Below are 12332 nucleotides of genomic sequence, written 5' to 3'. Positions count from 1 at the left end.
CCTCCTCCTTCGTCAACGGAGCCGTCCTCGCCGTCGACGGCGGCGTGACGGCCCTCGGCCCCGGCACGCTCGCCTTCGACTTCCGGATCGAACCGCGAGCACCGCGGGCCTGACGCCTGACGCCTGACACCTGACGCCTGGTCAGGGCTTGCGTCGAAGCCGTGCAGAAAGGTGGTGCTGAAGGGGCTGGCCGACCGCCGCCAGGTCATGGACGAAGTCGAGCGTGTCCTCGTCCGTCACGGTGTAGCGGCGGCGGGTGGCGTTCACCTCCTTGGCCGTGGGAGTGAGAGCCACCTCGCGGGTGCTGAGGTCGACCGTCCCGGCGTCGGCGCTGCCGACCAGAATCTCCGCGATGCCGGTGGGCTGGGTGATCAACGCCTCGACCCGTCCATCGGGTTGGAGCCGCCACCAGCCGCTCTCCCGGGCCGACGGCCGCAGCGGGGTACCGTCCGCATCGAGCAGCCAGGCGCGCGCCTCGTAGTGGAGAAAAGGCCGCCCGTCGTGGCTGAAGGTGACCTCCTGCGCGTACGCGAACTCCTCCTCGAGCGTCGGATATCCGCCCCGGCCCCGGCCGGCCCAGGTACCCAGCAGCCCGATCACCGGCGCGAGCAGTGCGTGCGGTGCGGGTGCGTCGTCCGGTCCCAGGGCGTCGGGATACGGGGGCTTGTGGGCGGGGTCGTACATGAGGTGCGCTCCTGGGTCGAGTCCGGTGCCGGACGGCAGCTTAGGCGGACGTGCGAACCGGCCGGGCGTAGGCTTTCGCTCAGCATGGACGCGGCGGCGGGGGGCGGAGCACATGACGGCTGAGACGACTGGGAGATGGGGGTCGACCCTCGATTCGGTCGTGGTGTACGCGCAGGGCGCGGTCTGCCGCCGCCTGGCCCGGGGCAGCGTGCCGCCCGACGGCCGGGTACGGGTGACGGGACTGCCCCGCTCGCTGGACCCGGGTTCGCTGCGGGCCCATGTCCTGGGCGCCCCCGGGGTGCGCGTCACCGAGGCCCGGGTGGAAGTCGAGGCAGAGCCGCTCGCCACGGGCACGCCCGACGAGTCGCGGCGCGAGGTCGAGCGGCTGAGAGATGCGTACGCCGCGGCCCTGGGACGCCGGGACCGACAACTGAGCCTGATCGAGGAGGTAAGGGCCCTCCACCCGGTCCCACCTGTCCGCAGGCGCGAGGACCCGCACCGCCGCACCCCGGTCGACGCGTGGCTGGAGCTCGCCGACTTCGTCGACGAGCGGCTGACGGGACTGCACACCCGCCTCGTCGAGCTGGAGGAGGCGCTGTGCAACGTCGAGCACGAGCTCACCGTCGCCGCCGACAGGCTCGCCCGCGCCTCCACCGACGCGCCGTCAGCGCATGTGGAGACCACGGTCTGCGCGGTCCTGGCCCTGGACGGCACCGGGGACGCGGAGGTGGAGCTGGAGCTGGAATACGGGGTGCCGGGCGCCGTCTGGGTGCCGGCCTACCGTCTCACTCACCGTCAGGGCGGCGGCAGCGGCCGTCTGTTGCTGCGCGCCTCGGTCGCCCAGCGGACCGGCGAGGACTGGACCGGCGTGCGCATCGCCCTGGCCACCGCCGATCTTCGGCGCCGCACCGACCTGCCGAGGCTCCGCTCGATCCGGATCGGACGCAGTCAGCCCGCCCCCGCGCCTTCCGGCTGGCGCGAGCCCCCGGCCGGGCTCGTCGACCTGTTCTCCGGGTACGACGCGGCAGGCCCTGGCCCGGCCACGACCGCGGCGCCCGTGGCTGTCGCGGCCGGCTCCGCGCCCGCCGCGGGCGGCTCCGCGTCCGGTCCCGTCCCGCCACCGCCGCCTCCCCCGCCGCCGGCACCGCAGGGCTACGGCGGTCCGCCGGCCGCGGTCCCGGTGCCCGGCGGCGCGTACGGCGCTCCCCCGGAAGTCTTCGGCGGCGGGATACCCGACCTCGCCCAGCCGGCGGCCCGGTCGCGACCGACCGGCAGGCCGGGTGCCGGCGGCAGGTCCTTCGCGGGTGCCCCCGCCGCCATGGCGCCCGCGGCTCCTGGCCGGGCTGCGCCGCCACCCCCTCCGGCGCCGGTAGCCGGTCCGCCGCAGCCGAGCGGCGCCGAGCTCGACTACGCCGCCCTCGTCCTGTGCGGCCCCGACGAGCAGGGCGGTCGCAGAGGCCGGCTGTTTCCCGACTCTCCCTTCGACCCGGTGGCGGCCGAGTACCGCCGCCGCGCCGAAGCCGTAGCCGCGCTGCCGCTGCCCGGACAGGCCGTGCGGCCCCGCGAGTCCGCGGGCTCCTTCGACCACCGCTTCGATGCCACCGCCCGCGCCGACATTCCGTCGGACGGCGCCTGGCACACCGTCACCGTCGGCGAGATCCCGGTCGGCCTGCGTACCGAGTTCCTCTGCGTGCCGTCCGTGGAGCAGACCGTGTACGCGACTTTGGTGCTCTCCAACGCCACCGACCAGGCACTGCTGGCCGGCCCGGTGGAGGTCACCGTCGACGACGACTTCCTGCTGACCGCCGCACTGCCCACGCTCGCCCCCGGCGGTGTCCGCCGGGTGGGGCTCGGGCCGGCCGAGGACATCCGGGTCACCCGCCGTACGAACCTGCACGAGTCCACCTCGGGCCTGCGCAACAACACCACCGTGCTCGACCACCGCGTCCACGTCGAGCTGGCCAACCGGCTCGCGAGGCCCGTCACAGTCGAAGTCCGCGAGCGGGTGCCGGTCACCTCCGATCCGGACGTCCGGATCGAGGAACGGGCCGACTGGACGACACCCGAGGAAGGCACGGGGCCCGATCGCCATGCGCCGGGCACCCGCGTCTGGCGGCTGGACCTGCCCGCAGGCGCCACTGCCGCCCTCGACGGCGGCTACGAGATCCGCATCCCGACCGGCAAGGCCCTGGTCGGCGGCAACCGCAGGAGCTGACACACGCCATGTCCACGGCCCAGAAGCCGATCGCCCTCCCCGTCACCGCCGTCACTTGCCTTGAGGATCGCGCCCACATCGAGCGCGCCGTCGTGCTCGACCTGGAGGCCGGGGTCCAGCAGTTGCGTCTCGGGCCGGTCAGTTCGCTGACCGTCGACCGGACCCTCCATGCCGAGCTGACCACCGATCACCCCGCGACCGTGCTCGACGTGCGGATCGTCCGCAGCTGGACGCCGCGCGGGCCGCTGCCGTCCACCGACGACGACTCCGCCCTGCGCCACCGCGTACACACCCTCGAAGAGGAGCGGCTGGCCCTGGGGCAGCGACGCGACCGGCTGCATGCCCGCCTTGACCTGCTCGGCCGCCTCGCCGCCGATCTGCTGCGGGAGATCGGCGAAGGCGCCGGCTCGGGGGAGACCGAACTGCCCCGCTGGGCCCGCGAACTGGACCGGGTGGACGACGAGCGCGACGCGCACGGCGAGCAACTCCGCACCGTGGAGGCCCGGCTGGCCGCCCTCACTGCCGAACTCGAGGAAGCCCAGCGGGCCATGCACCTCTCCGAGGAGGAGCCCGCCGAGCTGGTCGGCCATATCGAGTTGACCGTGGAGGCCGCGGTCGCCGGGCCGGTCGGGCTGCGCCTGAGCCACCTCACCCCGTGTGCGCTGTGGCGGCCCGCCTACCGGGCCGTGCTCGACGGGGACTCACTGACACTGGAGACCGACGCGATGGTCTGGCAGCGCACCGGTGAGGACTGGTCGGACGTACGGCTGACATTGTCGACGGCCCGCTCGGCGCTGGCCACCGATCCGCCACGGCTGGGCGAGGACCGGCTGACGCTCAAGGACCGCTCCGCAGCGGAGCGCCGCACGGTCGACGTCGAGCTGCGCGAGGAGGAGATCGGGGCCCTCGGCCCGGTCCCGGTGCTCGGCCTGCCGGGGGTGGACGACGGCGGCGAGGCGCGGGTGTTGAGATCCCCCGCGCCGGTCTCGGTACCCGGTGACGGCCGCGCCCACCGGGTGCCGCTCTCCGCATTCACCACGGCCGCGCGCAGCGAGTACGCGTGCTCAGCGGAGTTGTCCCCCCTGGTCACCCAGGTGGTGCGGTTCGACAACCTGTCCGGCCACGCGCTGCTCGCCGGGCCCGTGGACCTGGTCCGCGGCAGCGGATTCAGCGGCCGCGGCACGCTGGACTTCACCGCCCCCGCCGCCCCCGTTGAGCTGGCCTTCGGCAGCTGCGACGACTACAGGGTGGTCCGGCATGCCGAGGAGTCCCGCGACTTGACCGGAATCACCCAGCGGACCGTGGTCACCCGCACGGTCCGGCTGCACCTGTCCCGGTTCTCCGCCCCCGGAGAGCACGGCGAGCGGGTGGTCGTTCTTCGGGAGCGGATCCCGGTCTCCGAGGTCTCGGCGGTGGAGATACGCCTGCACAAGGATTCATGCTCCCCGGCGCCCGACGTGGTCGACGCCGAGGGCATCGCCCGCTGGGACGTCACCCTCCCGCCCGGCAGCCGCCGCACGGTCACCCTGGTCTACGAGCTGTCGGCGAGCGCCAAAGTCACCGGCCTCTGAGCCAGGTGGGCCGCTGCACGCCTCCTGACGGTCACGAACTGCCAGAGTCGGGCAGTTCGGCGGGCAGTGCGTCGTGTTCCTGCTCGACGGCGGGCTCGCCGGAGGAGGGGAGCAGTTGCGGGATGCCGTCGACGATCGGATAACGGCGGCGCAGGCGCGGATTGTAAAGAGCGCCCCCGATCTCGTCGAGGATCAGCGGACCCTTGTCGAGCGGGCAGGCGAGGATCTTCAGCAGCGGGTTGTCAGGCTTCATGGCCGGGTTCCTTCAGAGGTGGAGTTGTCCGCGTCGTGTCGCGGCATGGTGAGCAGGACCATTAGGGCCAATGCGGTGCCGCCGAGGCGCAGCAGCAACCGCAGCGGGTCCTCTGGCAGGGGCTCGTCGAACGCGATCGTGCCACTGACGATGGTGAACACGCAGGTCACCGTCGAGCAGACCGGGACGATCAGCGACGCGCGGCAGCGCTGCAGGGCGGTCTGGGACAGCACCAGTCCGCTGACCCCGGTGAACACCAGAAGGTACGGGTAGGGGGAGGCGAGCAGGGCCGGCAGGGAGCCTTGGAGGTCCGAGGTGCCCAGGTGCCCGGAGATGCCCTTGATCGCGAGCGAGCTGACCCCGTACAGCAGACCGACCGCCACCGCGTAGGCCACTCCGGTGGTCGGCTGCCGGTGACGCCGGCGGGCTCGCCGTTCCGCGGCCGCGTACAGCAGCAGTCCGGCCGCGAGTGTCGGCACGCACAGTGCCAGCAGGAGACCTGCGGGCGCGCTGCGGCTGATCTCCTCGCTGCTCTCGTACAGCGAGGACACCACCATGACCAGCGCCACCCCGATGACGGCCACCGCGCGCTGCTCACGGCGGGAGGGGCGCTCACCGAGCACCACCGACGAGAGCACCAGCAGGAGGACCAGCCCTGACAGGAACAGACCCTGGGCGGCGGCGATCGGCAGTGTGCGGTAGACGGCCAGTTGGGCGGCGAACCCCAGGGCGAGCGCCGTGGCCCCGCAGATCCACAAGGGCCTGCCGGCCAGCAGGAGCAGGGCCCGGCCCGGCTGTGCGGCGCTCAGCGGCGGCATGCCGGCCAGAGCCCGCTTCTCCAGGACGAAGCCGGTGCTGTACAGGACGTTCGCAGCCAGTGCGGCGGCCACTCCCCACAGCACGGGCTACACCTTCCTCGCGTGAACCAGGAGGATGGAGGCGAGGGACGGCAGTCGGCAGGCCAAGCGGTCCAGCGGGCGGAGCGGGCGCGGCACTCCGTGGAACGGCGCGCCGGCGACCGTCACCACCTCGAACCCTGACGCCGCCACGAACTCGCGCAGCGCGCGCGCCGTGTACAGCCGCAGATGGCCCACCACCTGGCTGCCCGGCCTGCCGTGGATGCGGCGCAGACTCACCTCGGAGAACACCGGTTGGACCCCGGCGAGCAGCAGCCCGCGGTTGTACCAGGCGGCAAGGTTCGGGGTGGAGAGCATCAGATGCCCCCCGGGGCGCAGCACCCGGTGCAGTTCATCGAGGGCGCTGTCGGGGTCGACGAGGTGCTCGACGACCTCGCTGAACAGCACGGCATCGGCGCTGCCGGAGGCGAAGGGCAGCCCGCCGCCGGTCAGCTCGCCGCGGACGACCTGGCTCAGACGCGGCGCCGCCCGACGCAGCGCGTCCTGCGACCAGTCGACTCCGACGATGCGATGACCGTTCAGTACGCGGGCGGCGGTCGCGGCCGCCGAGCCGTCACCGCAGCCCACGTCGAGCACGGTCGCGGCCGGGCGGTCGGGCCCGGCGGGCCCGAGCGCATCGGCCAGGATCCGGGCCTGGCGCAGACTACGGGCCTCGCCGGAGGCGACGGGGACGGTGGGGTCCTCGTAGAAATCCCGCAGCCCGGGGACGGGCCGGATCGGCGAATGCACCGGTGCCTCGGGCGATTTCCCGGCGGCGGAGCCGTTGGACGAGGGGGTCATGACGGCCTCCCACGGTTCTCCCGGGCGGAGCGGGCTCCACCCGGTGTCGGGTCGGGACGCAATGCGTCGCGGTCGTAGGGGCGGCCGGGTCGGCATGCCTTGCCCCGGGCTCCGGGCGCCTCGGGGTCCGGAGCGGTGGCGGCCACCTCCGGAATGTCGGCTTCCGGAACGGCTTCCGGCCCAAAACCCCAAGCGTTCGACCCGGCCCGGGTGACCTGTGACGTCGTCGAAAGCGACTGCTCGAACAAGCCTGCCAGGTGCGCGCCCGCCGCGTCACCGAGCAGCGCCCGCGACCAGCGCAGCGTCACATGCAGTCGCCCGTCGGTGGAAGCCGCCGCCACGCTCAGCCCGCGCGGCATCCGCGCCGGTGCGGAGAACCACACGGCATGCGCCCGGCCGGCGTCACCGAAGTCCAGCGAGTACGGAACGCGTCCGATATTGGTGACCAGCGCCGTCGACGTCCAGGGCGCCGCCGCCCGCCGCGCGCCACGGGTGAGCGCGCCCCGGATTCCGACCGGCAGCAGTCGCGCGGTCAACAGGCTCGCCCCGGAACCCAGCGGCGCACCCTGGGCCGACTTCAGCGCGCGGGTGCGCCGAGCGGTGGTGCCCAGCAACCGGGCCACGGCCGCCAGGTCCGGCCGCTCACCGAGCAGCAGGTCCGTGTCGCGCGGGTCCTCGGAGGTCATCGCCACCTCGACGAGCCGGGTTCCGTTCCCCATCGGCATCTCTCTGCCGCGCGGACGGTCGTCGACGGGCATGGTGATCCGCACCGGACCGGCCGGCCTGCCCTGCGAGACGTTCCAGCGACGCACCATCAGTGACGCCGCGACCAGCAGTTGGTCGTTGACGGTCCACGGCGCGAGCCCGCCGGTCCGACCCGCACGCGGCGGAACGGACAGTTCCGCCTGCAGCATGCCGTTGCCCGCGGCGCGGGCGCGCACCGGCTCGGGGCGGGAGTCCGGCGCGACTCGCACGGGCCGCGCGCACACCGCGCTGCCCGTGCCGTCGGTCGCGGCCGAGGCCGGCCCCGAGGGGTACGGCCGAACCGGCCCGGGGACGGAAAGAGCGGCCGAGCCGCCGTACCGTTCCGCGGTCGTGGCGAGCACCCGCAGCCCCGACCCCGCGTCGAGGGCCGTGTGATGCATCGTCAGCAGCAGCACGGTCCGGGTCGCCCCCGGCACGCCCGCCTCCGGCGGCTCACCGGCGGCCGTTCCCCCGTCCACCTCGATGACTTCCAGGCGCATCGGCGGCGACAGGGCCAGTGACGGGCATTGGGTCAGGGCTCGCGCGCGGGCGCGGCCCAACGCGTCGGGTCCCGGCCGCGCGAAGCTCACCGGGTCGCTGTCCGGTTCGCCCGTCAGCTCCCACGCGAAGGATTGCCGGTGCCAGCGGCCGGGCACTTCCCGCATCAACACCCGGGGGTGCGTCAGCAGCGCCCGCCGGAACGCGGTCCGCAACCGTGCCGGGTCCAGCCGTCCGGGCAGATGGACCTCGACGTGTACGGTCTCCGGCTCGTCGTCACTGAGGCAGTGCCGCGACACCTCATCGATGATCGGAAAGGGAAGCCGGACCCCGCCGGGACGGGTTGCGGTCCCCCACCCGGCTGCGGTCCGCGACGAGGTCATGACGGGCCACCGCCTCCTGGATACCAAGGGGACGGCTCGGGCCAGTCCCCGGCGCCCGTGCTTCCCTGCTGGGCCGTGACCATCTCTCCGGCTTCCGGCGCGTCGGCACCGCCGTCGTCTTCCCGACCGGCGGCCGCGGACGCCGGGCTTACCGCCGTCACCAAGGCGGCGGACAGGGCCACCAGTGCCAGTACCTGGGCGAAGGCGCTGAACGCGCCTTGCCCGGCGGCAGCCGGCTCCCCGGCGCCGACGGCCGCGACGATGCCCGCTCCGGCCATCGCCACCGCGGCGGTCGGCACCAGGACGGCCGGCCGGAACCGGGCCGCCACGGCGAGTACGGGCACCACCAGGGCCAGCGGACCCGCCGCCACCGCGACGACGGCGGTCAGCGCCAGCGTCCCGAGCAGCATCCCGGGGGCCGCCGGTTCGGGCAGCTCCTCGTCGGTTCGGCCGGCGTTGCGCCTGCGGCCCACGAAGGCCAGTGCGGCAAGCGCGGCGAGCGCGATCACACCGCCGATCAGGGCGGCCCGGTACGGCATGGAGGGCTCGAACTCCAGGTTCACCGTGCCGGACGCCCCGGCCGGGACCACCCAGGCCTGCTGCCAGCCGTCGAGCCGCACCGACTCCAGCTCCGTGCCGTCCAGGGTGGCCTTCCAGCCGTCGTTGGCGTTCTCGTAGGTCTGCAGGTACGTGGCCTCGTCGGAGCCGACCGACACCGACACGGTCCGGCTGTCGTCGGTCCACTTGGTGACGGTGGCCTCGCGGCCCGCCGCTCCCGCGATCTCCTGCGGGGCGCCATGGGTCAGCGTGACGTCGCTGATCGCCAGCGGACCCGCGTCACCCGCCTCCACCTCGTGCTTTCCGGCCGGAAGGTCCAGGGTGCCGTCCTTTTCCTCTCCCGCGCAGAGTGCGACGGTGACGGGACGCCGCTCGGTGAGGTCCCGGACGGATCCGGAGGCCTTCGTCTTGTGCAGGACGCCGCCGACGGCAAGGTCCGGGCCCTCACCGCACGGCAGCGAGAAGCGCGCGGACGGCTTCGGAGGCGGCACCCGCAGGTCGGCCAGCGCGGGAACGTGGACCTCACTGAGCCCGACCGGCAGCTGCAACTGCGCGCCCGCCACCGGATTGTGGACGGTGAGCGGGGCGACCCTGCTGACGGTGATGTCGAGCCGGTTCGTCTCGATCTCCGGGAAGCGCACCCGCCCGTTCTCGTCCACTTCAGCCGTCGCGGCGCCGTGCGGCGAGCTGATCAGCACCTGCTCGGGCCGGGTGGACACCCCGCCCGCCGACGCCAGGATGATCTCGTCGACCTTCTCCTTCTTGGGCCAGCTCAGGTGGACGACCGGCCGGTCGCCCGCGATCCAGGCGGTCGTCAGATCACCGTCGACCAGGTTGCGGGCGCTGAGTGACAGGCCGTTGCGGCTGGTGGAGTCCGCGGAGGCCGTCACCCGGTTCTTCGATCCCGGAGCCGAAAGGTCCAGCAGTTCGTCCAACGGGCCGCCGGGCACGGCGACCGCTCGCGCCGACACCTTGTACTCGCCCGCTTCCTGGGTGCTGAACTGCCGGTGCAGTCCCACCTCGGCCGATACGGGCGACAAGCCGCCCGCGTCGCTGCCGCGGTGCAGGGAGTACACGGTTGCCGCCGCGTCGGTGCGCTTCGCGTCGGCGGGCAGCGCCAGCATGCGCGTCACCTGCACATCCGGTATCGACACCTCGGAGAAGCCGGCCCCGGACAGGCCCGGCCGCGCCTGCTGCGCGGCAAGGACGGTGATCTTCATCCAGGAGGCCTCGCCGACGGGCGCCTTGACGGTCTGCAGCTGGCCGTTCGTCTGCAGCGGGCTTTCGGCCGAACCACGGTCGGTCTCGATCCGCACCCGCGTGGGCGCAGCGCGCATGCTGTCGCCCGGGAGGGGCGTCAGCTGGATGGAGGCCGGAATGTCGGTCGGCCCGGAGAAGTCCACCTTGAGCCACTGACCGGCCGGCTTGCCCGGGCTGCCCTCGGCCCACGCGGTGTCCGGGTTGCCGTCGAAGGCGTTCACCGGGTCGTACTGCGGCAGGTGGAACAGCCAGTTGCCGCTGCTGGAGGCCGTCACGGACGTCGCGCCGCGCAGGTCGGCCGTCGTCTGGTGATCGGTGCCCTCCGACGGCAGGATCTGCTTGGGCTTCTCGCCCGGGTTCTGCAGGCTGCCGGAGTGATTACGCTCGTCCGGGGTGTACGTGTACGAGGTGTTGTTGTTGACCAGGCCGAACCGGGTGTCGGCTCGGCGCAGCCCGTCCGCGACGGCCTTCACCGGTGCGGTGACGCCCTTGGGAAGACTGTCCCCGGCCAGTACGGCCGGCCGGTCGGCCATCGAGGGATCGGCCGACAGCTGGAGCAGCGCCTCGGGTCCGCCACTGACCACGGCCGTGTCGGCCACGGCCGACACACCGACCCTGTCGGGACGCCTGTCGCGATCCTGCGGCTGATAGATCTCCACGGACTGGAGCCGCGGATACAGCCCCTGCACCTGCAGCGGGGTGTCGGCGGCGATGCGCCCGCCGGTCACGAGCGGGCCGAACCCTGCGACCTTGCTGTAGCCGGACGATTCCAAGGTCCGTTTCACCGTCTGCGGCGGGACATAACCGATCTGGTCGGGGTCGAGGTCATTACGCACGACCACCTCGTGCATGCCGGCCCGTGCCAGGTACGCCTGAAGGCCCGGAACCTCGGTGCCGGACAGCAGCGCCTGCTCGACGGCGTCCGTCGCACGGCGTGAACCGGGTGTACCGAAGGGGACGAAGTCACGCTGTGCCCAGGGCGTTTCTGCCAGCACGTCGAACGGCTGGTCGATGGGGGAACCCCAGGTGTAGATGCCGTGCGCCGTCGCCGGTACGACCATGGCCCGGCTGTTCGGGGCGTTGTCCTTGAGCCAGTCGGCAGCCTTCTCCCAGTGGGTGGGCAGCTTGGTGAAGGCGCCGGGCTGCAGGATCGAGCCATTGAGGTACGGCAGGGCCAGGCCGGGCAGTACCAGCACCGCCACCACCGCGGGCGCCCAGCGGCGACCGGGAAGTGCGCGAGGACTTCTGCTCACGGAGAACACAGCCGTCAGGTGGGCCAGGCCGAGGGCGAGCGCGAGGGCCAGTCCCGGCTGGAACTTGTAGATGTTGCGGAAAGGCTTCAGCGACCCGTTCAACCACTCCTGCACGACACCGTGGAACGGACCGCCGAAGGCGCCGCCGTACCCGGCCAGCGTCGTCAGGACGACGGCCAGGACGGTCAGCAGCAGCCAGCGGCGCTCCGGCAGGTCCCGGCGTGCCAGGCCCGCCAGCCCCAGTGCCGCGGCGAACGCCGAACCCAGGACGGTGATGACGGAGGCCGCGACGGTCCAGCCGGCCGGCAGCCATGCCTCACCGAAGTTGAGATACGCCACCCAGTTGCCGGCGCCGCGCAGCAGCTCGGTCGCGGACATGGTGGCGGTGGTGGTCTCGGCCTGCTCGACGTACGGCATGAAGTTCTCGCCGTGGACGGCGAGCAGGAGCAGCGGCACCACCCACCACACGGTGGCCAGCACGACGCCCGGTATCCACCAGGCCAGCAGCGCGCGCCGACGCCGGCCGGCCGGGCGGCTGAGCAGGTACAGACCCACGGGCAGCAGCGAGGCCAGCGTCGAGGCGGCGTTCACGCCACCCATGAAGGGGATCAGCAGGGCCGAACGTGCGGCGGCCATACGGGGGCTCAGCGCCGCGGAGGTCAGCGGCAGCAGCACCCAGGGCAGCAGGGCGCCGGGCAGCGCGGCGGCGGAGGTCGAGCCGATGACGATCGTGAAGGTGGGCCACAGCGCGTATACCACCGCACCGAGCAGCCGTGTCGCGGGCGTGCCCACACGCAGCCGTTCGGCGAGCCTGAGCGCACCCCAGAAGGCGGCGGTCACGATGATCGACAGCCAGAGCCGCTCGGCCAGCCACACCGGCACCTGCAGCAGGTCCATGAACGCGTAGTAAGGGAGCGCCGGGAAGGCGTAGCCGATGTACTGGTTGGCTATGCCGCCGAGGCCCGCGTTGCCGTTCCACAGCGAACCGAGGTCGCCGAGGAAGCGCCAGGGGTCGAGGGCGACGCCGAGCTTGGTCTCGAACGTCATCTTCCCCGGTGACACCGCGAGGAAGGACACCAGCACGACGGCCCAGAAGCCGAAAAGCAGACGTCGTCCGCGCGGCGCCCCGGTCGCCTCGGACGGCGTCGCGCCGGGCTGCGGCGCCCGGGTGGGCGCCTGGACCGTAGTGGTCATGACCGTTCCTCGCTTCGCTTGT

8 protein-coding genes are annotated in these 12332 nt (G+C 73.1%); 2 read left to right on the top strand and 6 right to left on the bottom strand.

Annotated elements, in window-relative coordinates:
• Positions 1–141: 141 nt before the first annotated feature.
• Positions 142–684, bottom strand: coding sequence for an FABP family protein (locus tag ACFYWY_RS10445; protein ID WP_389182778.1), 543 nt, complete (start codon positions 682–684; stop codon positions 142–144).
• Between the two features lie 112 nt (positions 685–796).
• Between ACFYWY_RS10445 and ACFYWY_RS10440 the strand changes: the two genes are divergently transcribed.
• Complete coding sequence (locus ACFYWY_RS10440) at positions 797–2899, top strand: DUF4139 domain-containing protein (protein WP_389182775.1); 2103 nt, start codon at positions 797–799, stop codon at positions 2897–2899.
• 8 nt (positions 2900–2907) lie between these two features.
• Positions 2908–4470: a mucoidy inhibitor MuiA family protein gene (locus ACFYWY_RS10435; protein WP_389182773.1), complete on the top strand. Its 1563-nt coding sequence runs from the start codon at positions 2908–2910 to the stop codon at positions 4468–4470.
• A gap of 31 nt (positions 4471–4501) precedes the next feature.
• On the opposite strand, the gene ACFYWY_RS10430 is transcribed toward ACFYWY_RS10435, so the two are convergent.
• Genes ACFYWY_RS10430 through ACFYWY_RS10410 form a run of 5 tightly spaced genes read right to left on the bottom strand, consistent with a single transcriptional unit; the run spans position 4502 to position 12310 of the window.
• On the bottom strand, positions 4502–4723 hold the full coding sequence (locus ACFYWY_RS10430) for a Trm112 family protein (RefSeq protein WP_389182770.1): 222 nt from the start codon (positions 4721–4723) through the stop codon (positions 4502–4504).
• Positions 4720–5625: a DMT family transporter gene (locus ACFYWY_RS10425; protein WP_389182767.1), complete on the bottom strand. Its 906-nt coding sequence runs from the start codon at positions 5623–5625 to the stop codon at positions 4720–4722. Before ACFYWY_RS10425 ends, ACFYWY_RS10430 begins: the two co-directional genes overlap by 4 nt.
• Positions 5626–5628: 3 nt before the next feature.
• Positions 5629–6420 (bottom strand): class I SAM-dependent methyltransferase, encoded by a 792-nt coding sequence (locus ACFYWY_RS10420; RefSeq protein ID WP_389182764.1) that lies wholly within the window; start codon positions 6418–6420, stop codon positions 5629–5631.
• Positions 6417–8045 (bottom strand): condensation protein, encoded by a 1629-nt coding sequence (locus tag ACFYWY_RS10415; RefSeq protein ID WP_389182762.1) that lies wholly within the window; start codon positions 8043–8045, stop codon positions 6417–6419. Before ACFYWY_RS10415 ends, ACFYWY_RS10420 begins: the two co-directional genes overlap by 4 nt.
• Entirely contained in the window at positions 8042–12310 is a 4269-nt protein-coding gene (locus tag ACFYWY_RS10410; RefSeq protein ID WP_389182759.1) for an alpha-(1->3)-arabinofuranosyltransferase family protein, read from the bottom strand. The genes ACFYWY_RS10415 and ACFYWY_RS10410 overlap by 4 nt, the downstream gene beginning before the upstream one ends.
• Positions 12311–12332 lie beyond the last annotated feature (22 nt).

Origin of the sequence: Streptomyces sp. NPDC002870, from assembly GCF_042888505.1 — a bacterium.
Classification (GTDB): domain Bacteria; phylum Actinomycetota; class Actinomycetes; order Streptomycetales; family Streptomycetaceae; genus Streptomyces.
The sequence above is the reverse complement of the archived record's forward strand: the minus strand, read 5'-3'. Positions and strand labels throughout refer to the sequence as shown.